18 protein-coding genes and 1 pseudogene are annotated in these 24,505 nt (G+C 66.4%); 5 read left to right on the top strand and 14 right to left on the bottom strand.

Translation table 11 applies throughout. The features are described 5' to 3' along the window. Window positions 1–199: 199 nt before the first annotated feature. From FDW81_RS02350 to lysS, 5 genes are all read right to left on the bottom strand, one after another. On the bottom strand, window positions 200–2,344 hold the full coding sequence (locus FDW81_RS02350) for a prolyl oligopeptidase family serine peptidase (RefSeq protein WP_138132512.1): 2,145 nt from the start codon (window positions 2,342–2,344) through the stop codon (window positions 200–202). Window positions 2,345–2,484: 140 nt separating this feature from the next. Continuing rightward, entirely contained in the window at window positions 2,485–4,977 is a 2,493-nt protein-coding gene (locus FDW81_RS02345) for an ATP-dependent Clp protease ATP-binding subunit (RefSeq protein WP_138132511.1), read from the bottom strand. A 367-nt stretch (window positions 4,978–5,344) separates the two neighbouring features. Next, window positions 5,345–5,677: an Lsr2 family protein gene (locus FDW81_RS02340; protein ID WP_138132510.1), complete on the bottom strand. Its 333-nt coding sequence runs from the start codon at window positions 5,675–5,677 to the stop codon at window positions 5,345–5,347. A 130-nt stretch (window positions 5,678–5,807) separates the two neighbouring features. Continuing rightward, entirely contained in the window at window positions 5,808–5,987 is a 180-nt protein-coding gene (locus FDW81_RS02335) for a hypothetical protein (protein WP_138132509.1), read from the bottom strand. A gap of 2 nt (window positions 5,988–5,989) precedes the next feature. Further along, window positions 5,990–7,522, bottom strand: a complete 1,533-nt coding sequence (gene lysS / locus FDW81_RS02330; RefSeq protein ID WP_138132508.1) for a lysine--tRNA ligase — start codon at window positions 7,520–7,522, stop codon at window positions 5,990–5,992. A gap of 235 nt (window positions 7,523–7,757) precedes the next feature. On the opposite strand from lysS, the gene FDW81_RS02325 reads away from it, so the two are divergent. Further along, the gene (locus FDW81_RS02325; RefSeq protein ID WP_240719852.1) at window positions 7,758–7,946 is read left to right on the top strand and encodes a hypothetical protein; all 189 of its coding nucleotides are present in this window, start codon (window positions 7,758–7,760) and stop codon (window positions 7,944–7,946) included. 78 nt (window positions 7,947–8,024) lie between these two features. Here FDW81_RS02325 and atzF read toward each other — a convergent pair whose 3' ends face one another. The 5 genes from atzF to FDW81_RS02300 form a co-directional block, all read right to left on the bottom strand. Beyond that, window positions 8,025–9,872, bottom strand: a complete 1,848-nt coding sequence (gene atzF, locus FDW81_RS02320; RefSeq protein ID WP_138132507.1) for an allophanate hydrolase — start codon at window positions 9,870–9,872, stop codon at window positions 8,025–8,027. Continuing rightward, window positions 9,869–13,609: an urea carboxylase gene (gene uca / locus FDW81_RS02315; RefSeq protein ID WP_138132506.1), complete on the bottom strand. Its 3,741-nt coding sequence runs from the start codon at window positions 13,607–13,609 to the stop codon at window positions 9,869–9,871. The genes atzF and uca overlap by 4 nt, the downstream gene beginning before the upstream one ends. Next, window positions 13,606–14,283 (bottom strand): urea amidolyase associated protein UAAP2, encoded by a 678-nt coding sequence (locus FDW81_RS02310; RefSeq protein ID WP_138132505.1) that lies wholly within the window; start codon window positions 14,281–14,283, stop codon window positions 13,606–13,608. The genes uca and FDW81_RS02310 overlap by 4 nt, the downstream gene beginning before the upstream one ends. Further along, the gene (locus FDW81_RS02305; protein WP_138132504.1) at window positions 14,280–15,164 is read right to left on the bottom strand and encodes an urea amidolyase associated protein UAAP1; all 885 of its coding nucleotides are present in this window, start codon (window positions 15,162–15,164) and stop codon (window positions 14,280–14,282) included. Before FDW81_RS02305 ends, FDW81_RS02310 begins: the two co-directional genes overlap by 4 nt. A 76-nt stretch (window positions 15,165–15,240) precedes the next feature. After that, window positions 15,241–16,743: an amino acid permease gene (locus tag FDW81_RS02300; protein WP_138132503.1), complete on the bottom strand. Its 1,503-nt coding sequence runs from the start codon at window positions 16,741–16,743 to the stop codon at window positions 15,241–15,243. A 226-nt stretch (window positions 16,744–16,969) separates the two neighbouring features. Between FDW81_RS02300 and FDW81_RS02295 the strand changes: the two genes are divergently transcribed. Continuing rightward, on the top strand, window positions 16,970–17,653 hold the full coding sequence (locus FDW81_RS02295; RefSeq protein ID WP_138132502.1) for a TetR family transcriptional regulator: 684 nt from the start codon (window positions 16,970–16,972) through the stop codon (window positions 17,651–17,653). Between the two features lie 78 nt (window positions 17,654–17,731). Next, window positions 17,732–18,568, top strand: coding sequence for an alpha/beta fold hydrolase (locus FDW81_RS02290; RefSeq protein ID WP_138132501.1), 837 nt, complete (start codon window positions 17,732–17,734; stop codon window positions 18,566–18,568). 66 nt (window positions 18,569–18,634) lie between these two features. On the opposite strand, the gene FDW81_RS02285 is transcribed toward FDW81_RS02290, so the two are convergent. Both FDW81_RS02285 and FDW81_RS02280 read right to left on the bottom strand, forming a co-directional pair. Beyond that, on the bottom strand, window positions 18,635–20,110 hold the full coding sequence (locus FDW81_RS02285) for an MDR family MFS transporter (RefSeq protein ID WP_138132500.1): 1,476 nt from the start codon (window positions 20,108–20,110) through the stop codon (window positions 18,635–18,637). 137 nt (window positions 20,111–20,247) lie between these two features. Next, window positions 20,248–20,814 carry a type 1 glutamine amidotransferase domain-containing protein gene (locus FDW81_RS02280; protein ID WP_138132499.1) on the bottom strand — a complete coding sequence of 189 codons (567 nt, stop codon included), beginning with the start codon at window positions 20,812–20,814 and terminating at the stop codon, window positions 20,248–20,250. A gap of 232 nt (window positions 20,815–21,046) precedes the next feature. On the opposite strand from FDW81_RS02280, the gene FDW81_RS02275 reads away from it, so the two are divergent. Beyond that, a complete protein-coding gene (locus FDW81_RS02275) occupies window positions 21,047–22,630 on the top strand; it encodes an HNH endonuclease signature motif containing protein (protein WP_240719850.1) in 1,584 nt (527 codons plus the stop codon). A gap of 26 nt (window positions 22,631–22,656) precedes the next feature. On the opposite strand, the pseudogene FDW81_RS02270 reads toward FDW81_RS02275, so the two are convergent. Then, a pseudogene (locus tag FDW81_RS02270) lies at window positions 22,657–23,083 on the bottom strand (helix-turn-helix domain-containing protein). A 196-nt stretch (window positions 23,084–23,279) separates the two neighbouring features. On the opposite strand from FDW81_RS02270, the gene FDW81_RS02265 reads away from it, so the two are divergent. Beyond that, window positions 23,280–23,546 carry a hypothetical protein gene (locus tag FDW81_RS02265; protein WP_138132498.1) on the top strand — a complete coding sequence of 89 codons (267 nt, stop codon included), beginning with the start codon at window positions 23,280–23,282 and terminating at the stop codon, window positions 23,544–23,546. A gap of 39 nt (window positions 23,547–23,585) precedes the next feature. Here FDW81_RS02265 and FDW81_RS02260 read toward each other — a convergent pair whose 3' ends face one another. Next, entirely contained in the window at window positions 23,586–24,503 is a 918-nt protein-coding gene (locus FDW81_RS02260; protein WP_138132497.1) for a pantoate--beta-alanine ligase, read from the bottom strand. Window positions 24,504–24,505: the final 2 nt, after the last annotated feature.

The following is a 24,505-nucleotide window of genomic DNA, read 5'->3' as shown; positions in this document are numbered from 1 at the left end:
GCTGGCGAGACAAAAGGGCTGGGACATTATGCTGCCCACGCCTTGGCGACAGCGGGCAAGAGGCGAAGGAGGCTGGGACATTTTTGTAGCGTGCTTAGGGCCCACGCTGGCAGGGTTCCCTGGCCGCGCTTGCGCGGCGAGGATGCCAGTGGGGATGAAGGAGCAGCACGCGGTAAATGGCCCAGCCTCCAAGCCGGAGTCAGCCGGACCAAGCCGAGGGTGCCTGGAGTCCGAGTTCAACAGGGAGAGGCATATCCTGCTCCAGGACGTTCCGTGCCAGGAAGGACTCCACGACGCCGTACCAGACCTTGGCATGCTGCGGCTGGAGGATCCAGTGGTTCTCGTCCGGGAAGTAGAGGAACCGGTGCTGGGTGCGGCCGTCCTGGTCAGCAGCAAGCTGCGACTTGGACAGGAGCTCGTACCAGAGACGCAGGCCTTCACCGATGGGTACCCGGTAGTCCTTGTCGCCGTGGATGACCAACATGGGGGTGCTGATCTTTTCGACATGGAGGTGCGGGGAATTCTCCAGCGCCATCTTGTCGGTCATTTCTTTCAGCCAGTACTGGGAAGCGTCAGTGGTGGGACCGAACTGGTCGAGGGCCCAGAGGCCCGCGTGGGTCACAATGGCTTTGAAGCGGTCCGTCTGCCCGGCCACCCAGTTGGCCATGTAGCCGCCGAAGGAGCCGCCCATGGCGGCGGTGCGCTCCGCGTCGATGTCCGGACGTTCAGCGGCCGCGTCGGTCACGGCCATGAGGTCCGAGAAGGGTGCATTGCCCCAGGCGCCCCAGCCCCGCTGGATGTAGTTCTGGCCATAGCCGGTGGAGAGCGCCGGGTCAGGCAGGAGTACGGCGTAGCCCTTCGCTGTGAGCAGCCACGGGTTCCAGCGCCAGGTCCAGGCGTTCCATGAGCCGAGCGGGCCGCCGTGGATCCAGAGCAGCATCGGCGCCGGAGCCTCCGCAGAGGCGCCGTCCGGAAGCGCAAGGTAGGCGGGGACGCGGGATCCGTCTGCAGCCGTGGCCGCGATCCGCTCCAGCGTGCCGCTGAGGGAGGGCCGTTCTGCCGGAGCAAGGAGGCGCGTCACCTCACCTGTCAGCAGGTCGATGCGGACAGGTTCGGGCGGGAACTCATACGAGCTGCGGAGGGCATAGGCGTGGCGTCCATCGGGAGAAACCACGACGTCGGTGTAAGCCGCGGCGTCGCGCGTCACCCGGGTGACGCTTACTTCAGCCGCACCGGCCGGAACGCTGATCCGGAAAACCGGCACCGCGCCGTCGTCGTCCGCTGTTACCAGGAGGCCGGAACCATTCGGCAGCCAGGCTGCCGGCTTGGCCCAGCGGTCCCAGTCATGCACCAACGGCTGCAGCTGGTCAGCGGCCGCGGATTCCTGGGAGACATCAAGGAGATGCAGCCTCACCTGGGGCGCCTGGTGCGGGGTGGTGTCGCTCTCGCTGAGCACCACCAGGTTGGTGCCGTCCGGGCTGACGGGGCCGGGGAAGTAGCTCATGCCCTCACTGTCCAGGAGCACCCTGGTGTTCCCCGAAGCTACGTCCACGGCCACCAAGACGGAGCGGCTGTCCGCTTTGGCCAGCGGCCTGGTGTAGCTCGTGTAGATGGTTTTGCCGTCGGGGCTGACCACCGTTTCCGCCTCCCTTAGCCTTGGCCCGGCGTCCGGAGTGAGGTTTCGGAGAACCAGGGGCACTGTGGCATCCACCGTGGTCGGCTTGCCCGGTTCCCTCTCCTTCCCGGGCTCCAGGGCGAAGATCCGGGGCTGGCCCGGCCCCAGGTCCGCGTCCCAGTACCGCACCGGGTACTCGCTGTGCAGGATGGCGGTGACTTTCTTGTCCTTACGCGACTTCCGGCGCTGGGCGTCGTCCTCCTCGTCGACGGAACCGGCCAGGACCTCTGCCGTGACGAAGGTTGCCTCCGCGTTCCTGGCGGTCAATACTGCCCCCACACCGCCGGGCCGGTTCAACACCACGCGGGCCTCGCCGCCGCCGGCTGGCAGGAGCCACAGGGCGCTGACCGGCTCTTCCTCGGGACTGTCGGGGTCGGGCCGGGCGGATGTGAAGTAGACGTCCCCGTTGGCAGCAAACGCCGCCCCGGCCTCACCCTTGGCACTGCGGGTGATCCGCCGTGCCTGCTTTTCCCCCGCGGGATCCAGTTCCCACAGCGCAGTGCCGAATTCCGTGCCCTTGCCGTTCAGGGTGGCAACGGTTGTGACCAGGCGGCTGCCGTCCGGGCTCAGGGCCAGTCCGCTGACGCGCGGGATGGAGAGGTAGTGGTCCAGGTCATGGAAAGGGGTCAAAGGTTGCCCATCCGGGATCGCCGGGTCCAAGTTAGCCATGCACCGATTCAACCCGACTGTGCCCCGCGTCACAAAACGATCCACAATGACGAAGCGGTCAGGGGTGCCGCTTTTGAGGGGCGGAGGCAAGACGAAAGCCCCGCCTGCTCCGGGAGCTGGCGGGGCCTTCGTGCTGTTGCTTACACGCTCGGGGCGATTTCCGGGATGCGCGGCTTGGCGTTGCCCGCGAACGTGAACTTGGCGTCGTCGCCGTCGCCCTCCACGTCCACTACAACGATGTCGCCGGCATGAATCTCGCCGAACAGGATCTTCTCGGAGAGCTGATCCTCGATTTCGCGCTGGATGGTGCGGCGCAGCGGCCGGGCTCCCATGGCGGGATCGTAGCCGCGGGTTGCAAGGAGCACCTTGGCTGCGGGCGTGAGCTCGATGCCCATGTCCTTGTCCTTGAGGCGCTTCTCCAGGCGGGTGACGAACAGGTCCACGATCTCGATGATCTCGTCCTGGGTGAGCTGCGGGAACACCACAACGTCATCCACACGGTTCAGGAACTCGGGGCGGAAGTGCTGCTTGAGCTCTTCAGTGACACGGGCACGCATGCGGTTGTAGCCGGTCTGCGTGTCGGTGCCGGACTGGAAGCCGGTGGCAACGCTCTTGGAGATGTCCCGGGTACCGAGGTTGGTGGTCATGATGATCACGGTGTTCTTGAAGTCCACCACGCGCCCCTGGGAGTCGGTCAGGCGGCCGTCTTCCAGGATCTGCAGCAGCGAGTTGAAGAGGTCCGCGTGGGCCTTTTCAACCTCGTCGAACAGCACCACGGAGAACGGACGGCGCCGGACCTTCTCGGTCAGCTGGCCGCCTTCCTCGTAGCCGACGTAGCCCGGAGGGGCACCGAAGAGCCGCGAGACGGTGTGCTTCTCGGAGTATTCGGACATGTCCAGCGTGATGAGGGCGTCCTCTTCACCGAACAGGAACTCCGCGAGTGCCTTGGCCAGCTCGGTCTTGCCGACGCCGGTGGGGCCGGCGAAGATGAACGAGCCGCCGGGGCGCTTGGGGTCCTTAAGTCCTGCACGGGTGCGGCGGATGGCCTGGGACAGGGCCTTGATGGCCTCGTTCTGGCCAACGACGCGCTTGTGCAGTTCGTCTTCCATCTTCAGCAGGCGCGAGGACTCTTCCTCGGTCAGCTTGAACACGGGGATGCCGGTGGAGTTGGCCAGCACCTCGGCGATGAGATCCTCATCCACCTCGGAGATGTCGTCCATGCCGCCGGACTTCCAGTGACGCTCCTTCTCCGAACGCTCGGAGATCATCTTCTGCTCCTTGTCGCGGAGCGCTGCGGCGCCTTCGAAGTCCTGCGCGTCAATCGCGGATTCCTTCTCCATCTTCAGCTTGGCAATGCGCTCGTCCATGGCCTTGAGCTCCGGCGGAGCGGTCATGCGGCGGATGCGGAGCCGTGCGCCTGCCTCGTCGATCAGGTCGATCGCCTTGTCCGGCAGGAAGCGGTCCGAGATGTACCGTTCGGCGAGGCTGGCAGCAGAGGCCAGGGCGCCGTCGGTGATGGTGACGCGGTGGTGCGCCTCGTAGCGGTCACGCAGGCCCTTGAGGATCTCGATGGCGTGTGCCACGGAGGGTTCCTTGACCTGGATCGGCTGGAAGCGGCGCTCCAGCGCGGCGTCCTTCTCGATGTGCTTGCGGTACTCATCCAGCGTGGTGGCGCCGATGGTCTGCAGTTCCCCGCGGGCCAGCATGGGCTTCAGGATTGATGCAGCATCAATGGCGCCTTCGGCGGCACCGGCACCCACCAGTGTGTGGATCTCATCAATGAAGAGGATGATGTCGCCGCGGGTGCGGATCTCCTTGAGGACCTTTTTCAGGCGCTCTTCGAAGTCACCGCGGTAACGGGAGCCCGCCACCAGCGAACCAAGGTCCAGGGTGTAGAGCTGCTTGTCACGGATGGTCTCCGGGACGTCGCCACGGACGATCGCCTGGGCAAGGCCTTCGACGACGGCGGTCTTGCCGACGCCGGGCTCGCCGATCAGGACCGGGTTGTTCTTGGTGCGGCGGGAGAGGACCTGCATGACGCGTTCCATCTCCTGCTCGCGTCCGATGACCGGGTCGAGCTTGTTTTCGCGGGCAGCCTGGGTCAGGTTGCGGCCGAACTGGTCCAGGACCACCGAACCGGCGGGCGCACCCTCGGGCTGGCTGGAACCGGAGCCGGCACCCGTGGTTTCCTTGCCCTGGTAACCGGAGAGGAGCTGGATGACCTGCTGGCGGACCCGGTTGAGGTCGGCGCCGAGCTTGACCAGCACCTGGGCGGCAACACCCTCACCCTCGCGGATGAGGCCCAGCAGGATGTGCTCCGTGCCGATGTAGTTGTGGCCCAGCTGGAGGGCTTCGCGGAGCGAGAGCTCCAGCACCTTCTTGGCACGGGGCGTGAAGGGGATGTGCCCGGACGGCGCCTGCTGGCCCTGTCCGATAATCTCCTGCACCTGCTCGCGAACGCCGTCGAGCGAAATGCTCAAGGACTCAAGAGCTTTGGCGGCAACGCCCTCACCCTCATGGATCAGACCCAAGAGGATGTGTTCGGTACCAATGTAATTGTGGTTCAGCATGCGTGCCTCTTCTTGGGCAAGCACAACTACGCGACGGGCACGGTCCGTAAATCGCTCAAACATTTCGCCACACTCCTAGCTACGACGTACTTTGATGCTACGTGGCGGGCCCGGACTTGTGGAGCGTGTTCGCCACAGGGGAAACCTGCCCGGTTTGGAAATACGACGGCGGCAGGTTCCGGAGGCCCGTCGCCGGGTTTTCCGGGACTGCTGCAGGCGGCTCCTCAGCAGCCAGCGGGGGCCGCCCGTGCCCGGGGCACGGGCCGTGCGGCCGGCAAGCGCAGCTGAAGCGGATTAGCCGTGCTGGAAGAGTGAAAATAGCCAAGCACTTTTGCCGGGCAGGGCCCGTGCCGCCATTTTAGGTCCATGCACGAAAAAGCCCTGCTTCCCGGCGTCCGAGAGCAGGGCCTAAACGGGGCCTAGGGCAGTACTAGGAATTTGCCTTTTGGTAGGCTTCCTGGATTTCCGCCTGAATTCGGCCGCGGCTGTTAACCGTGTAGCCGTTTTCGCGGGCCCATTGCCTAATCTGTGCAGAGTCGTGGCTGCGGCCACCCGGTGCTGTCTTAGTACGGGTGGCGGTGCGGCCGCCGGAAGTTTTCCGAGCTGCTGCAACAAAACGCTCCAGTGAAGAGCGGAGCTCAGCAGCGTTTGCTGCTGACAGATCAATCTCATAGTTGACCCCATCGAGGCCAAACTTAACATTCTCGTCTGCGGATCCCCCATCCAGATCATCAACGAGGATGATGTTTACTTTCTGTGCCATTAAAGGCCTTCCTCTTGGAAAGGGTTCGGTTTTCAGAAAAGCAGGATGTTTCCCTAAAAAGTATGACTCCCTTTATGGCAACGCGTCAAAGCGCGAAATGGTTCCTGTGGATTTGGGGGAAGTTGTGGGTTTATCTATTTGATTCCGAATCCGGGCGCTCTGCTGTTGACGGAGGGCGGGATTCGGCCTCCGCCTGCGCCTGGGCTTCCGCCTGGCGCTCGGCTTTGTCGGCGTTAAAGATCGATTTCATGGCAAACCAGAACAGCAAACCCACCACGATCGAAGGCAGGAGGACAGCTACGTATTCCATTGTCAGTGGCCCTCGGGCTTAAGCAGCGGGAAGAGGATGGTTTCGCGGATTCCGGCACCGGTAAAGAGCATCACCAGCCTGTCGATCCCCAGGCCGATTCCGCCCATGGGAGGAGCGCCGTATTCGAGGGCGCGCAGGAAGTCTTCATCCAGCTGCATCGCTTCGTCGTCGCCGGCAGCGGCGTGGCGTGACTGCTCGGTGAGCCGCTCGCGCTGGATGACGGGGTCGATCAGTTCGGAGAATGCAGTCCCGCGCTCCATGCCGCCGATAATCAGGTCCCAGGCCTCGATGAGCCGGCCGTCCTCGCGGTGCGGGCGGGCCAGCGGCTGCGCGGACGGCGGGTAATCGTAGACAAACGTGGGGTTCAGCAGCGTTGGTTCCACAATCTCGCCGAACAGCTCGACAGCCAGCTTCTCTGCGTCCCACTTCGGATCCACCTTGACTCTGTGCTTTTCGGCAATTCCGCGAAGCACTTCAAGCGGGGTGTCCGGGGTGACTTCCTGGCCAACGGCGTCGGAAAGCCCCGGATACACGGCCAGCCAGGCCCAGTCGCCATCGAGGTTGATCTCCCCTGCCTCGGTCTGAAGGACACGCCCCGCACCCACTGCGTCAGCGGCGTCGAGTATGATCTCCTTGATCCGCTCGGCCATGACGAACTGGTCCGCCCACGCCTCGTAGCACTCAAGGGTGGTGAACTCGGGGCTGTGGGTGGAGTCCACGCCCTCGTTGCGGAACACCCGGCCCATGTCGTAGACGCGGTCGATGCCGCCAACCACGGCGCGCTTGAGGTACAACTCGGTGGCGATGCGCAAGGTCATCTTCTGGTCGAAGGCGTTCATGTGGGTCTCGAACGGGCGGGCCAGGGCGCCGCCATGAACCAGCTGCAGGATAGGGGTCTCCACCTCAACATAGTTGTGGCGGAAGAGCGTCTCGCGGATGGAGCGCGTGATGGCCGCCCGGGTGTAAACCATTTCCCGGGCTTCGTCCCGGACCATCAGGTCCACGTACCGCTGCCGGACGCGGGTCTCCTCATTCAGCTCCGCATGCAGCACCGGCAGCGGGCGCAGCGACTTGGAAGCCATGGACCAGGAGTCGGCCATGATGGACAGTTCGCCGCGGCGGGAGGAGATGACCTCACCCTTGATGAACACGTGGTCACCAAGGTCCACCAGGGCCTTCCAGTCGGCGAGCGCCTCCTCGCCGATGTTGGCGAGGCTAAGCATGGCCTGCAGGCGGGTTCCCTTGCCATCCGTGCCGCCCTCCTGGAGCGTGGCGAAGCACAGCTTTCCGGTGTTGCGGATGAATACCACTCGGCCGGTGACGCCCACGATGTCGCCCGTGGTGTCGTCTGCCTGCAGGTGGGCGTACTTCTCGCGGATCTCCGCGAGCGAGTGCGTCCGGGCCACGCCCACCGGGTACGCCTCTACGCCGCGCTCGATGAGTTTGGCGCGCTTCTCCATGCGGATCCGCATCTGCTCGCTGGCATCCAGCGGCTCCGGGGCGTTCTTGGGCGAGGGGGTGTTTTGGGAAGTCACAATCCACAAGTTTACCGGGCGGGGAGGCCGCACCGCTCCTGCCTAGGATGGTGGTGAAAGAACAGGCACTTCCAACGCACGACGGCGGCCGGCTGGCACCGGCCGTTTTCGATGCCGCTGGCCGAGGGCCTGGGCGATGGCTGGGCCTGGACGTCTACGACCGCCGCGGGCGCGGAAGCTCCTCTGAGCAGCCCGCGGACAAAAGGGCAAGGCCGACCAGGCCAGGGACTTCAGCGTGCTGCCGGTCAACACCCACTTCATTGCCCGCGGCAAGAGCCCCGGCTACTACAAGGTGACGGCAGAACGGCTGCACGCCGCGGTCCCCGGCAGCACCTACGAGCTCTCCCCCAAGGGTTTCCACGGCTCCATCCCGGCGGCCATTGACGAACTGGTCACCGACATCTCCGAGTACTTCAAGGGCTGACTTCCAGTATGAGTTTTTGTCCATATATGCCGACTTAAGCCATCTGCAAGTATGCATATCCGGCCAAAAACTCGGGGGTCAGGTGCGCTCGCCCCTGCTGAACCCGGCCAGGGCCACGTCTCCGAGGTTCTGCCACAGGCTTTTGGGCTGGGGCAGGTGGTCCTTGGCTGCCAGCCAGTCGCCGTAGCTGGTGATGTCCTGCCCGCCTGATGCTGCGACGGCATCGCAGGCGAAGCCCACAGCCTGGGAACCGTCGGCCAGTTCGACCGTCCCCAGCAGCATGGGTTCGGGCAGGGCGGCCAGGAACCTGCCCAGCCCTGCTTCGGACACGAGCCACCGCTCCCCCACCAGCTCCGCGCCGTCGTCGGAACGGTACACGCCCGGCTTGGGCGGCACCGTGTCCAGGGAAACCATCCGGTAGCGCGCGGAGGTCCGCACGTGGCCGTCCCAGGCGGCGCCCAGTTCCTCGAGCTGGCGGGCCAGCGGCTGCCCCTTGCGGTGCGCACCCACCACCACGAGTGGAACAGCGGCGGCGCCTGCGGCAACCGGCCAGGGAGCGGACGACGACGGGCCGGCGCCGGCGCGCGCCGCTGCCGGTGCCGCGCCCCCGGCAAAGAGTGCCGGGGCTTCCGGAGTTGCCTCCAGGCGGCGGGCAATGTCGGTGGCAACAGCGTCGTCAAACGTCCGGCCCACCACGGTCAGCCCGAACTGGGCCCCGTCCACCTCTCCGGCCGGTACTGCAACCGCGCACAGGTCGAACAGGTTGCAGAAGTTCGTGTAGGTGCCCATGAGGGAGTTCACGCCCACCGGATCCGCGGCCACCTCGGCAAGGGTGGGATGGAACGGCGCCGTCGGGATCAGCAGGGCGTCAAAACCTGCAAGGCCCTCCATAGCCTCCTGCTTCAGCGCTTCGAGCCGGCCGGTATCAGCGACGTAACGGTGGGCGGGCACAGTGCCTGCCGCGCGGATGATGCGCTCCACGGTAGGGTCCAGGCCCGCCTGGCTCTCCACACCGCCGTCGGCATTTTCCAGGAACTCTCCGACGGCGGCGTAACGCTCCGCTACCAGCGCGCCGTCGTACAGCAGCCGGGCCGCTTCGAGGAAGGCGTTGAAGTCAATGGGTTCCGCCTTCACGCCGGCGTCCTTGAGCCTGTCAATGTTGCGCTGGAATTCAGCAGCCCAGGCCTCCGGCAGTGCCGGCAGGGTTGCGGGGTAGGCGACGCGCGGCTTCTCCGGCGCTGCCAGCCGGATGTCTGCAGGCCAGGCCCGGGCTCCTCCAGCCATCGCGCCCATGGCGAGCTCCGCTGTGGAGAGATGGCGGGCGAAGATGGTGACCGCGTCCCAGGACCTGCACGCCGGCACCACGCCGGCGGTGGACACAACATTGAGGGTGGGCTTGATGCCCACGATGCCCTGCAGCCCGGCCGGCACCCGGCCCGACCCGGCGGTATCCGTCCCAATGGCGATGTCCACGAGCCCCAGTGCCACTGCCACGGCAGAGCCGGAACTGGAACCGCCGGAAATGAAGTCCGGACGGCGGGAGTCCCGGACCGCCCCGTACGGGCTGCGGGTTCCGACCAGGCCGGTGGCAAACTGGTCCAGGTTGGTGGCGCCCAGGACCAGGGCGCCGGCAGCACGTAACCGGGCCACCGCTGCGGCGTCCTTCTCGGGGACATAGGCGAAGCCGGGACACGCCGCCGTGGTCGGGACGCCTGCCACGTCGACGTTGTTCTTGACGGCGAGCAGGAGCCCGGCCAGCGGCAGCCCGGCGCCGCCGGCAACTGCCGTGTCAATGGCCGCGGCCTCGGCCAGCAGCTCGTCAGCATCGCGGAGGGTAATCCAGATTTCCGGGCGGTCTATGGCCTCCAGGGCGGCGAGCGCGGCCTGGATCCGCTTGGTGGCGGCACCTTGGGTTTCCGTGTTCATACTGCTGCCTCCTCGAGTTCCGCTGCTTCCAGCCCATCCCCCGCTCCTCTATTTTCCAGCTCTGCGCCCGCGCCGAGGACCACCACCGCCTCGCCGGAAACAACCTGCGAGCCGGCGGCCGGCAGGACCCGCAGCACCACGCCGTTGCAGGGCGCCTCCAACACGGTTTCCATCTTCATAGCCTCCAGCGACACCAGCGGCTGGCCCTTGACCACCCGGTCCCCTTCCGCCACGTCCACCTTCCAGACGCTCGCGGCGAAAGGCGCCGAGACGAGGGACCCGCCGTCGGGAACCGCTACCTCGTCTGCCGGGGGCGCCGCGACGGCGGCCAGCGCGTCGGCACGGTCGAACTCGCCCGCGTCGGCCCATGCCTGCCGCTCCATGGCGAATGCAGTCCCCTGTTTTTCCCGGAAGGCCGCAATGGACTCGCGGTTTTCCTCGAGGAACACCTCGTGCTCGGCAAGCGAGAACGTGCCGTCCTCGATCTCCACTCCGCGGCCACGTCCGGCGGCCATGTCCGCCCGGAGGTCCAGGAGTTCCTCAGGGCTGACGGGGTACCAGGAGATCCGGTCGAAGAAACGGAGCAGCCACGGTGAACCGGGCTCGAACGGGGCGGAGTCAGCGTAGCGGGACCAGACCTGGGTGGTGCGGCCCACGAACTGGTAGCCCCCGGGTCCTTCCATGCCGTAAATGCACATGTATGCGCCGCCGATGCCCACGGCGTTCTCGGGCGTCCAGGTGCGGGCCGGGTTGTACTTGGTGGTGACCAGCCGGTGGCGCGGATCCAGCGGGGTTGCCACCGGGGCGCCAAGGTAAACATCGCCAAGTCCCAGTACCAGGTATTCGGCGTTAAAGACGGTGTCGAACACGTCATTGACCGAGTCCAGGCCGTTGATGCGCCGGATGAATTCGATGTTCCAGGGGCACCAGGGAGCGTCGTCACGGACACCTGTCATGTAGCGTTCGATGGCCTCGCGGGTGGCGGGATCGTCCCAGGACAGCGGCAGCCGCACGGTGCGGCTGGGAACCACCAGCTCGGAACTGGCCGGCAGGGCTGCCTCGACTTCCTGGACCAAATCCAGGAGGCGCGACGTGGACAGCACCGAGGGGTCCACTTTGATCTGCAGGGACCGGATGCCCGGGGTGAGGTCCACGATGCCGGGCACCCGGAGCTGCTCGATGTGCTGGTGCAGGGCGTGTACCCGCGCGCGGAGCCCGAGGTCCAGGACCATTTCGCCGTACTCCACCAGCAGGTTGTCGTCGCCGGAGCGGCGGTAGGTGACCGCGGGCCGTCCGGAACCTTCCGGCACCCGGCCCAGAACGCCGTCGTCGCCATCCCCGCGGCGGGCAGTGCGCAGCCAAGGTGCCGAGGCGGTGACGGCGGCAAGATCCCCGGACCAGCCGGCGTCGCCGGGCAGGACCAGCTGCCGGCCCGGTCCCAGATCCTTGGCCGACGGCGCCCGGCGGGCTTTGATGGGCACGAACCGCACCTTGTCCCCCGGCCGGAGCTGGCCCAGCTTCCAGCGGTCGGCGGTCACCACGGTGACGGGGCAGACGAAGCCGCCCAGGCTGGGGCCGTCCGGGCCAAGCAGGATGGGAGTGTCGCCGGTAAAGTCCAGGGCTCCCACTGAGTAGGCGGTGTCGTGGATGTTGGAGGGGTGCAGGCCGGCCTCGCCGCCGTCGGTCCGGGCCCAGCGCGGCTTGGGACCGATAAGCCGGACACCGGTGCGGGCTGAGTTGAAGTGGACCTCGTACTCGGCGCCGTACAGCTCTTCGATGTCCTCCCGCTGGAAGAACTCCGGGGCGCCGTGCGGCCCTTCCACCACGGCCAACTCCCAGGTCGAGGTCAGGGCGGGCCGGCTGTCCAGCGGCACTGCTGCCGTGGGTGCCTTTCCAGCTGGGATGACTGCACGGAGCACGTCGCCGGCGCGCAGGCCCCGCCCGGCGTGGCCGCCGAACTGGCCCAAGGTGAAGGTGGAGGCGCTGCCAAGGTACTCCGGAATGTCCAGGCCGCCCTGGAACAGGATGTAGCCGCGCAGGCCCTTGCTGCGGGCTGTGCCGACGTCGAGCGTTCCGCCCGCGGGGATCGTGACGGGCGCCCACGCCGGCACCTCAGTCCCATCCACCGTCACGCTTACCTCGGCACCGGTGACGCAGACGGTGGTGGGGTGGGTGAACGTAAGGCTGGGGCCGGTCATTGTGAATTCCAGGCCCGGGGCACCTTCCGGGTTGCCAAGGGCGGTGTTGCCGAGCCGGAAGGACAGATCGTCCATGGGGCCGCTCGGCGGGACACCGATCTGCCACAGTCCCGTGCGGCCGGGCCAGTCCTGCACGCTGGTCTGCAGGCCGGGGCGGCCCACGGTGATGCGCGGCTCTGGATCCCCCACATTGTCCAGGGTGCCGGTGGAGTGCCGGACGCCGCGGACCTCAGCCAGCGTGGCGGCTGTGCGGAGCATGCCGAGGTTGGTCTCGATCCCGTCGATCCGGGTGCCGGCGAGCGCTGCGGACAGCCGGTCAAATGCTTCTGTGCGGTTGGCGCCGGAGGTGATGATTTTGCCCAGGAGGGGATCGTAGTTGGTGGACACCTCGGTGCCGGTTTCGGCCCAGGCGTCCACGCGGACGTCCGCCCTTGCCGGGTAGGCGGCGTTGGTCACGGTACCGGCGCTGGGCTGGAAGGTCCGGGCGGGGTCCTCAGCGTAGACGCGTGCTTCCACGGCATGGCCGGAAACCGGCAGGCTGTCCGGCGCGCCTTCAAGGACGCTCGCGGCGTCGCTCCCGCCCTGGGCCAGCCGGAGCATCCACTCCACCAGGTCCACGCCGGTGACAGCTTCGGTGACCGGGTGCTCCACCTGGAGACGCGCGTTGACTTCCAGGAAGGATGCTTCGCGGCGGGCCGGATCATAGACAAACTCGACCGTACCGGCCGAGCGGTAGTTAAGGGAGGCGCAGAGGGCACGGGAGCTGCGGTGCAGCTCTTCGCGCAGTTCATCCGGCAGGTCCGGGGCGGGCGCCTCTTCGAGGACCTTCTGGTGGCGGCGCTGCAGCGAGCAGTCCCGGTCACCGAGGCTGACCACCCGCCCCCCGCCATCGCCGAAAACCTGGACCTCCACGTGCCGGGCGTTCTCGACATAGCGCTCCGCGAAGACCCCGGCGGTGCCGAAGCTGGCACCCGCCAGGCGGGCAACGCGGGGGAAGCTTTCAACGAGTTCGGCCTCGTTGCGGCAGACCGTCATGCCGATGCCGCCGCCACCGCCGGTGGCCTTGAGCATCAGCGGAAAGCCGACGGCTTTGCCGGCCGCGACGGCAGCCTCCACGTCCTCAAGCAGCCCTGATCCGGCGATCATCGGCACCCCGGCCGACCGTGCGGCGTCGCGCGCTGTGTGCTTCGTGCCAAAGATGCGCAGCTGTTCGGGGGTGGGGCCCACAAAGACCAGCCCTGCTGCTTCAACGGCTTCGGCGAAGTCCGCGTCCTCGGACAGGAAGCCGTAGCCGGGGTGGATCGCACCGGCGCCCGTCGATCTGGCGGCTTCGAGCAGCGCCTCCACGCGGAGGTAGGACTCCTTCGCCGGAGCCGGCCCCAGGAGCACCGCTTCGTCCGCGAGCCGGACGTGCTTGGCGCCCCGGTCCGCTTCGGAGAAGACGGCCACCGTGCGGAGTCCCAGCTTCCGGGCGGATTCGATGATGCGGCAGGCGATCTCGCCGCGGTTCGCGATCAGGAGGGTGTCAAAGGTGTTCACAGCGCAGCCTCCGGCCGGGTGACGATCATGCGGACGGGGGTGGGGTTGAAGCCGTTGCACGGGTTGTTGATCTGCGGGCAGTTGGACACCAGCACCAGGGTGTCCACCTCGGCGCGCAGCGCCACCCGCTTGCCGGGAGCGGACAGGCCGTCAACGATCCCCAGAGCGCCGTCCGGGTCGACCGGCACGTTCATGAACCAGTTGATGTTGGACACCAGGTCCCGCTTCCCGAGGCCCCAGCGCGAACCCTCAATCAGGAAGTTCTCCACGCAGGCGTGCTGTTCCCGGGTGTGCTGGCCGTAGCGGAGGGTGTTGGACTCCTGCGAGCAGGCGCCGCCGATGGTGTCGTGCACGCCCACCTCATCGGCCACGACTGTCATCAGCGCCGCTCCCGTTTCCGCCCGCAGGACCGAGCCCGTTGTCAGGACGATTGACTGCTGGCTGGCGATGGTGACGGCTGCTGAGTAGCGGACGGAGGTGTCGCCCGCGGCGTACAGCAGGCAATCCACGGCCTGGTTGCCCTCGAGGTCAACGATGGTCAGCACTTCGCCGGCGGAGACGACGGCGGACCAGGGGCCGCGTGCCTCGACGAACTCGTCCAAAACCACCTCGCCTGGGGTGAGTGCAATGGCGCGGGCGTCTGCGGCAGGGTTGGTGTAAACGGCGGTGTTCATCGGGCGTTCCTTGCGGTCAGGTCGTGTTCGGTGTTATGCAGTGCCTGCAGATGTTCGGGACTCAGGGGGCCCGCCAGGCTGCCGGCTTCCAGCGCTGCCAGGTCCTGCGGCACATGCCAGGCGAGGATGTCCACGGCGGTGCCGGTGAAGTCCGGGCGCGGGTCCAACGGGTGCGCTGTGTTGGCAAGGACCAGCACCGCGTCCATCTGGAGGAGAAGGTCGACGGCGGCACCCGGGCCTGCGCTTCCTGTGAAGGTAATGGTGCCGGCAGGGTCAACGCTGATGCCCTTGAAAAAGGACAACGACGGCGCGACGTCGGACGGGCCGAGCCCGCTCTTGAGGGCACCGAGGGTGAGCAATTCACGTGCGGCAGGAGATGCGCTGTGGACGGATCCTGCGCCGTAGCGTGCCGTGTTGCCAGCGAGCGTGGTGGCACCCGTGAGTGCATCGTGGCGGGACGAGGTGTCGGCCGCGATGGTGGCCATCAAACGGCCGGCGTCGGAAAGCAGCGGGTGACCGGCCGCGGGGTAGGCCTGCCAGGGCACCTTGACGGTATCGGCGATGTTGAGCCGCTCGTGCAGGGCTCCGGCGCGGTAAAGCAGCGTGTGGACGCAGGCGTCACCGGAGGTGTCTGTGAGCCTGACCCTGGTGCCGCGGGCCAGGTTCATGACGGTGTAGCGGCCGAAGGCCAGCGATTCCGCCCAGCTAAGGGAAGCTGCGGCGCCGTCGGGAAGTCCTGCCAGAAGGCGCCCCGGGGCTAGCGCGGCCGGAACGTGCCGCATGGTGTCCACGGTCCTGCCGTGCTGTTCCCTTGCGTGGGCACGGGCACCGGCGGTGGTGGCGGTCCCGGCTGCTGCTGGAGTTTCGGTTACTTGTGTCATGTCGATCCTGTACTGGTCTTGAAGCGTGTGTTGGTTCGGGAGCGAGTGTTGTAAAGAACTGATTGGGAAGGTGTGCTCAGGCCTTGGCGGCCAGGTTCCGGCGGCGTACCCAGAGGCCGAGGAGCAGGACAACGGCCACCATGAGCGGCGCGGAGTAGAGGAGGATGCCGTTCCCGCCGGAGGGGTCGTAGACCTCCGGCCGCGGCCAGGCCAGGTTGACCACCATCAGGGCTCCGTAGAGGACAGCCAGGACGTTGACGGGCAGTCCCCAGCGCCCCAGCGAGAAGAGCCCTTCGGGCATTGTCTGTCCTACCCGGTCCCAGTCCCCCCGAAGGCGGTTGATCAGCTGCGGCCCGGTGACCAGGAGGTAGGCAAGGTAGACCATGACGATGCAGACGCTGCAGAGAGTAGTGAACAGGGCCGCGTTGCCGACGTTGATGGCCAGCACGCCCACTGCGAGGGCGCCGATGACGATGGACGGCCACATCGGAGTGCCGCGGGTGGGGTGGACTGAGGAGAGCAGTGCCGAGGCAGGGAGCTTGCCGTCCCGGGCCATGGAGAACACCAGCCGTGAACCGGCGGTCTGGATGGCAAGCGTGCAGACGAAGATGGCGATGGCGACGTCCACCAGCAGAACCTTGCCCCAGAAGGTGCCCAGTACTGCGGTGAGGACGTAGGGCAGGCCCTCGGTGGCGAGCCGGCCGTCGTCGAGGCTGGGCGCGGCCATCAGGGCGGTGATGATCATGAGTGCTCCGCCAACGCCGGAGATGAGCAGGGCGGAAAGGATGGTGCGGGGAGCTGTGCGGCGCGGGTCCTTGGTCTCCTCCGAGAGCTCGCCGGCCGAGTTGAAGCCCACCATGACGTAGGCGGCCATGAGCCCGGAGACCAGGAACGCCCCCACGGCGCCGAGTTCGGAAGTCTGGAGGACGGCCGTGTCCGCTACTACGTCCGGGCCGCGCTGGGCGGCGCTGATGAGCGCCAGGATGACGGCCACGACGCCCACGATCTCGCAGGTCACGCCGACGGAGTTGACGTGCGCCATGAACTTGACGCCGAGTGAGTTGATGATGGTGGTGGCCACCAGGAGCACCGCTCCGAGGATCACCGCGTTGGCAGCACCCGTGACCGTGTTCAGGGCGGCCTCGCCGCCCACCAGCTGGAAACCGTCCCACAGCTGGGGCAGCACCACCTGCAGGGCGATGGCGGCAGCCGCGGCGGTGACCACCTGTGCGATCGCCATGAACCAGCCGGCAAACCAGCCCACGCCTTCTCCGCCCACCCGCCGCGCCCACTGGTACACGGCGCCGGACAGCGGGTAGCGGGCGGCGAGCTCGGCGAAGTTCAGCGCCACGAGCAACTGGCCCACCAGCACCACCGGCCAAGTCCAGAAGAAGGCTGGCCCCGCGAAGGAGTAGCCGAACGCGAACAGCTGGAAGATGGTGGTGAGGATGGAGACGAAGGAAAAGCCTGCGGCAAAGGAAGCGTAGCGGCCAAGCTTGCGATGCAGGGTGGGCTCGTAGCCAAGGGACGTCAGGTCCGCATCGTCCGCATGGACGGTGGGAAGAACGGTTGAAGTCATCGGATTCTCCGGGGGCTGGAACGGCGTGAGGGGTGGAGCCATCCGGTATGCAGCACTCGGCCGAAAGCTGTGGAATACCGGTCACTTGATAGTTTTCCAGCGCGATGTCCCCGGGGAGTTTCGCTTCTGTAAAAGGCGTATGGACATCCTGTTTCCGGATTATTTCCGTCCCCTCACCTTTAAAAAGGGGCCGGGGAGGTGGGGGCAGGAATGCAAGAATGATGCGGTGACTTCAGCCGGACCGGGACGACCCCGCACTCACCAGCCCTCCAGGCCCGGGGCCACCGCCCGTGATGAAATCCTGGATGCGGCGGCCGAGCTATTCACCACCCAGGGCTTCGCCAACACCTCAACCCGGTCCATCGCCGACGCTGTGGGAATTCGGCAGTCATCCCTCTACCACCACTTCAAGACCAAAGACGATATCCTTGAGGACCTCCTTGAAGGCACCGTGGCCGGCGGGCTTGAATTTGCCCGTACCGTGGCGGCCCTCCCGCCAGCCGCGGGGCCAGCGGAAGAACCGTCTGGAAGCCGGCTCCACGCCGTCGCGCTTTACGACGGTACGCAACTGTGCAGCGCCCGTTGGAACCTCGGAATCCTCTACCACCTGCCGGAGGTCCGCAGTGCCCGGTTCGCGGGATTCCTGGCCAGCCGGCAGGAACTGCGCGGCCTCTACGGGAAACTGGGGGCCGGACTGCCTCCGGCCGGCGTGGGATCCGCTGCTGAAGACAACGGTGGTGACTTCACGTTCCGCCTGGTCGAATCCCTGATTAATCTTCGCGCAGACGGCCTGGTGACACCCGAATCGCCGCTGCAGGCCGCGGACGCCGGACTCATCCTGTGCGGGCTTGCCGATAAACTGCCCGCCATCCGCGAGCACAGCGCCGCGCTCATTGCACGCCTCAGCTGACAGACTGCGTGGACGCGGCCGGCGGCCACCGCGGTGTCCATGGAGACTGTGGTCAGGTTGCTCGGATAGGCTCGGAGCATGACGCGTGAGAACATCAGGACCCCCGACGGCGGCACGCTGGAGCTCTTCTCCACCGGCACGGAGCTCGCTTCCGCCGGTTCGGGCGTAGTCATTGTCCCGCCCTCCATGGTGACCGCCGCCGACTACACCAAGTTCGCGCACAAGCTCAGCGCGGCACTGGGCGGTCCGGTGCACACGTTCAACCGCCGCGGCCGGGGTTCCTCATCCCGGCAGCCGGAGGATTACACGCTGGACATGGACATCCGCGACCTGGATACCGTAATGAAGCACACCGCCAGCACGGACGTGTTCGGCCACAGCTTCGGCGGCGCCGTGGCACTCCATGCGGCGCGCACCCTGCCGGTGGAGCGGCTGGCCGTGTACGACCCCGCCGTCTCTGTGAACCACAGCGTGAAAGCTGACTGGATCGCCGAGTACGAGCACGCCGCCGCAGCCGGGGACGACGACCGCGCCCTCGCCGTCCTGCAGCGCGGGCTGGAGGCCGGTGGCTCCTTCTCGTCCCGGATGCCGCTGTCCATGCTGACCCTGGCCAACAAGCTCACGGCAGGCACCCATGAGGGCAAGCAGCAGCGCGAGATGATGCGGACCGGCGTGCGCGAAATCAAGGCGATCATCGCGGCCGACATGCCGGCCGAACCGTTCCTGGAACTGCCGCTGGAAACGCTGATTGTGGTGGGCGAAAAGAGCCCTGCGTACTTCGGCGTGGCCTGCGGCCAGATTCACGACGTCCTCTCCGGCTCCAGCTACACCATCCTGCCCGGCTACGGCCACGACGGTGTCATCAAGGCCCCGGACCGGCTCATCAAGGAGCTCGCGGACTTCTTCGCCGGCTGACCCAAGTAGCTCGCAGCTAACGTCGTGAGAACCGTTTCCTCGCGACGATAACTGCCACCCGGTTGGTCAGTGGGCGGCGTGGCCCGGCCCGGTACCTTCGGTCTTGCGCATCATCGCGGAAAGCACGACGGCGGCAAGGGCTATGACGGTTGCCGTCAGGAAGGCGGCGCTCATCCCGGCGACGAGACCCGACGTCGCGGAGACCACGGCGAAGATGGACACCAGCAGCGCCGTTCCCGCGGCTCCCGCCACCTGTTGCGTGGTGCTCATAATCGCCGAGCCGTGCGAGTACAGGTGCGGCGGCAGCGGGTTCAGGCCGGTGGTGAAGGCAGGGGTGAACAGCAGCGCCAGGCCGAAACTTAGCCCCACGTGCAAGGTGACGATCCATGCAACGGAGGTGCCGTCGTCGAGCATTGAGAACTGCCAGAGGGCGGCGACCATCAGGATGGAACCGGTGATGGTTAGCGGCAGCGGCCCCACCTTGTCGAACAGCCTGCCGATGACCGGCCCAAGCAGGCCCATGGCCAGGCCGCCAGGAAGCAGTGCCAGGCCGGTCTCAAGCGAGCCGAGACCACGAATCTCCTGCAGGTAGAGCGGCAGCAGGATGACTCCGCCGAAGAGTGCCATCATGGCCACTACCATCAGCAGGACCGAGACGGTGAACATGCGGAAGTTGAAGGCACGAAGATCCAGCAGCGGAGCTTCCGCCTTCTGCAGCCGGACCTGGCGGAGGACGAACACTGCGAGGCTGACAACGCCGATCACCAGGGCGGCAATAGCGCCGGCACCCGGACCGGCCTGGCCGCCGTGGCCGCCGCCAATCTGGCTAAGGCCATAGACGAGTCCGCCGAACGCCGGAACGGTGAGCAGGACTGAAGGGAAGTCAAGTTTGGTCTTCTCGACCTCACCGATATTGGTGAGGTATTTGGCGCCGATCGCCAGGGCCGCGAGGGCCACGGGCAGGACGAACACGAACATGAAGCGCCAGGTGAAGTGTTCCAGGATCAGGCCGGAAACGGTGGGCCCCATGGCGGGGGCCACGGAGATGGCGATGCTGACGTTGCCCATCACCGCCCCTCGCTTGGCGAGCGGAACCAAGGTGAGGATGGTGGTCATCAGCAGCGGCAGCATGATGGCCGTGCCGCCCGCCTGGACGATGCGGGCCAGGAGCAGCAGTTCGAAGCCCGGAGCAACTGCCGCCATTGCCGTTCCGCCTGCGAACAGCCCCATCGCCAGCATGAAAACGGCCCGGGTGGAGAGGCTCTGCAGGATGAACCCCGTGGTAGGGATGACCACGGCCATGGTGAGCATGAAGCCGGTGGACAGCCACTGCACGGTGGGGGCATCCACCTGGAGTTCAACCATGAGCCGCTGCAGGGCGACGTTCATGATGGTTTCGTTGAGGATCACCACGAACGTCGCCACCAGCAGCGTGGCGATGACGGTCACCGACTCACGGGAGATCTTCTCCGGCGCGCCGGGCTTGGTTCCTTGCGTCTGGACGGACTGGCCGTTCGCGGTCGGAGAGACTTCGGTAGACATGGGTGTTCCCTCAGGGAGTGTTACGGATGGTGCGCGAACATGGCCGCTGCAGATGCCAACACTCTACCGGTTGGAGTAATTCCTCCTCGCCGGAACTTTTATTAAGCCTGAGGGAACAGTAGGGGTGGTTCCAGGAACTATGCGGTCTGCCCCGCGTGCTGGCCCTCCGAGATTTCCTCGACCAGTTTGCCGTTGAAGGCAGGCAGATCATGAGGGTTGCGGCTGGTCACCAGGCCCTGGTCCACCACTACTTCCTGGTCAGTCCAGTTGGCCCCGGCATTTTCCAGGTCCGTGCGGAGGGTGTGGTACGAGGTGACGTTGCGGCCGCGGACTACCCCGGCGTCGATGAGCAGCCACGGCCCGTGGCAGATGGACGCCACCGGCTTGTGCTGTTCAAAGAAGTTCCGGGTAAAGACTTGCGCGTCCTTGTCCACCCGCAGGTGGTCAGCGTTGACGACGCCGCCGGGAATGACCAGCGCATCAAAGTCCGAGGCGTTGGCATCAGATACTGTGAGGTCCACGTGGAAAGTATCGCCCTTCTCCGTGCCTTCGAATCCCTGGACCTTCCCGCTCGAGGGGGCAACCAGGGTTGGCACTCCGCCGGCGTCCTTCACGGCCTGCCACGGGCTGGTGAGTTCAACCTGCTCCACGCCGTCTGTCAGCAGGAATGCGACCTTCTTGCCGGAGATGTTGTGTTCTGACATTGTTCCTCCTCGCGTGAAGCGGGCCAGCCGCGCGGGGGCGCACAGCTTCCGCCTCGAGAGTTGTTTGCCTGACAGTTCCAGCCTAGGAAAGCCTAAAGTGATAAGCAAGCTGACTATTGCGGGTGCTGGGGCCACAGCGAAAGGTACGACGGCGGCGGGCTGGCTGGGCGGGCCTACCACTTTCAGTCAGGCAAGGACACAGAATGTCAGACCCTCCGGGGATGATGTTGGCATGGAAAACAGCACGGGTCCGGGATCGGTGATGGATGGCATTGAGGCCTCTGTTGCCGGGATCGGTGCGCTGTTTGCCGAGGATGCTGCCCTGGCCGCTGCTGACGGTGTTGCCGGGGGCAGTGTCCCTGCAATCGATAAGTTGCAGCGGGCGTACGGGATCCGGCTGGACCGGATGGCGGTAATGAGGCGGCTGGAAGCCCAGATCGCCGCGCTGAAGGCCCGGGACGCGGCCGAAGCCATCGGCCTGCAGCACGCGATGACACCGCCGGAGGCACCGATGCAGGAGCGGACCGTCAACGAGATCTCCACGATCGAGGAAATCGCCGGGGTCCTCACGGTCACCTCCGGGGCCGCCGCCGCGTTCGTCACCCAGGCCCGGCGGCTCTGCTCCCTGCCGCCGGCCATGGCCGCCCTCGCCGCCGGGGCCATGTCCTGGCAGCACGCCCGGATCCTCGCCGACGAAACAGAAGGCCTCAACCCGGCGGGCGCCGCAGCGCTGGTGGCACACATCCTCAACCAGGAGGCCGCGCGCGGGTGTCCGGCGGGGGAACTGGTCCCGTCCCGGTTCCGGGCGAAGGTCCGCTCCTGGCGCCAACGCCACCACCCCGAATCAATCGAAAAACGCCACGCCAAAAGCGTCACGGACCAGCGGGTGGAATACAGCCCGGACTGGGACGGCATGGCCTGGCTCTCCGCCTACCTCCCGGGCCCACACGCACTGGGAATCTGGAACAAAACCACCGCCATCGCCCGCGGCCAGCAAGGTCCCCACGAAACCCGCACCCTCACCCAACTCCGCGCCGACATCATCGCCAACACCCTTTCCACCGCCGGACACCCCGCAACCCACACCGGGACGAAGAACGGGCTGGACAGCGGCAGGCTGGGCAAGAACGGCGTGGGCAACGGTGCAGACCAGTCCCATGACGTGATCGGCATGGCCTTCCTAAACGCCGCTGAGCACGGACCCCTCCAGTCCTCCACCGAGGACGAAATCGGCACGGACAACCAGAACTATGACGCCGGTAAGGCGCCGATGCCCCGCGCGGACGTGCTCGTCACCGTCCCGGTATTCTCCCTGCTCGGCCTCACCGACGAACCAGCAACCCTTGACGGCTACGGCCCCACCCCCGCCTCCATGGCCAGGAACCTCGTCACCGGCGGCGCCGAATCTTTCTACCGGGTACTGGTCGACCCGCGGGACGGGGCACCACTGGAAATCGGCCGCACCAGCTACCGGCTCACCAAAGCAATGAAACAAGCACTGCGCCTCAGGGACGGCAAATGCACCTTCCCCGGCTGCAGCAACCACTCCCCCGACAACGAAACCGACCACCTCACAGCCTGGCACCACGGCGGAACCACCGGGATCAGCAACCTCGCACAACTCTGCCCCAAACACCACCGCCTCAAACACCACAGCCGCTGGACACCAACACCAGCCACCAAAAACCAACCACCCGGCTGGACCTCACCCACCGGCCGCCACTACAAAAACGAACACCACGACTGGCAGCCATCACAATGGCCGAAGGGAATTGGGTTAACGACGGGCATCAGGAAGTCAGGCCATCGAGAGTAGGCACCGCAGCGCCCGGAATTCGTCGCCTAGGCCCGGTGGTGCTCGATCAGCCAACCGGCCATCTGCTGTGCACGCTCGGCAGCCAGCACGTCACCTTCTGCGGCCTGAATAACGGAACTCTTCATGAGTACCAGCAAGGAACGGGCAAACATCCGGCCTCACCAGCCCGGCCTCTTCCGCCACGGCCTGGACGTGGCCGCGGATCCTGTCCAGATAAGCAATGCTGGCCTGCGCCTCCAACAGGATCATATCCATCGTCCACTGCCTGTCCCGTTGCTCGAGGAACGCGAGGACCAGGGAATCCTTGGACGGGAAATGCCGGTAGAACGTGGCCTTGGCTACCCCGGAACGGTCAATCAGCTCGTTCACGCCCACATCCCGCCGCACACCACGCTGGGAGAAGAGCTCGTAGGCCGCCGCCATGATTCGGTCAGCTGGACCGGCAGGAGCCATCAGCGAGTCCGCCACAGATTCGAAAGGCTGCGGGACTTTCGCCTCTGGACTCATAGCACCCTCAGTCTATCGCTGGGGAAGACAGACCGGTCTTCCCCGCAGTAGAGTTTTTTCTAGCGCAGTGCTTTGGACGCCGTGCTTTAGACGCCGTAGAGGTCCTACACCGGCCGCTTCGGACTGGTGCAAGGAGGCCCCGATGTCAGCAGAGCGGATGTTCAAAAGCGCCCCCTCGGACCCTGATCCGTGGATGGCCGCTGACACTCCTGACGACATCCGGCAGTTCGCCCTCGAGTCCCTCCGATGGCAGGCGCAGGAAATCATCGACGAAATACTCTGCGGCAAAGAACCCGGCGAAGAACTTGCCAGAGCCAGGCTTCGCCGCTGCGTGGCCAGGAACCCCGGCCGCCCCGAGCGTGCTCTCCTGGAACAGCTCATGACCAATCGGGACAGGACCGGGATCTAGCGCAGGGAAACCAGTCGCCAAACTGTACAGCCCAAGGCGTCAGGAACTGAGCGGCATGTTGTCGATCAACCGCACAGGACCCACCTTGGCCGCAATGAGCGCGAGGCCCTCACCACGGAAGGGTGTCTCCCGGCAGTTTTCCGCCAGCGGCTCCAGAGTGGCCGGATCCACCACATCGAAGTAGTCCAGGGCCACCAGCGGCTGGGACTCCACCAGCGCCTGGGCTGACTCAAGGTCCAGGGGTTCCCGGGCATGTGCCCGCTCCTCCAGCAGCCGAAGGGCCCGGGACAGTACCAGGGCCCCTTCCCGCTCCTCAGGCGACAGGAAGCGGTTGCGGCTGGACAGCGCCAGCCCGTCCGCCGCACGCACCGTGGGCACTCCCACAACCTCCACCGGAAAGTTCAGGTCAGCCACCATGCGCCGGACCAATGCCAACTGCTGCGCGTCCTTTTGGCCAAAGTAGGCGCGGTAGGCGGGCAGCCCGCCGCCCGTCCCTCCGCCTGCAGCCAGCCCGGCAGCGGGCAGGCCGTAGTGCAGGAGCTTGGCCACAACGGTCAGGGCGCCGTCGAAGTGGCCTGGCCGGGACGCCCCTTCCCACTTCTCCCCCAGGCGCCCGGAGGTCACCCGCACCAGCGGCTCACCGCCCGGATACACCTCGTCCACCGACGGCGCAAAAACCAGGTCCACGCCCTCCCTGTCAAGCAGCGCAAGGTCGGCCTCCAGCGTGCGGGGATAGCGATCCAGGTCCAAGGCGTCGCCGAACTGCAGGGGGTTTACGAAGATGGTGGCCACCACCACGTCGTTCTGTTCGACGGCGGCACGGGCCAGGGCGGCATGGCCCTCATGAAGTGCGCCCATGGTGGGCACCAGCCCCTGCGACGTTCCGCGTTTGGCAGCCAGTAGCCGTGCACCCTCAGAGTGAAGCTCCTGCACCGTGGTGACGAGTTTGACGGCCATCT

It is taken from the genome of Pseudarthrobacter sp. NamB4 (assembly GCF_005796185.1).
Taxonomy (GTDB): domain Bacteria; phylum Actinomycetota; class Actinomycetes; order Actinomycetales; family Micrococcaceae; genus Arthrobacter.
This window is presented reverse-complemented; position numbering and strand designations above follow the sequence as displayed.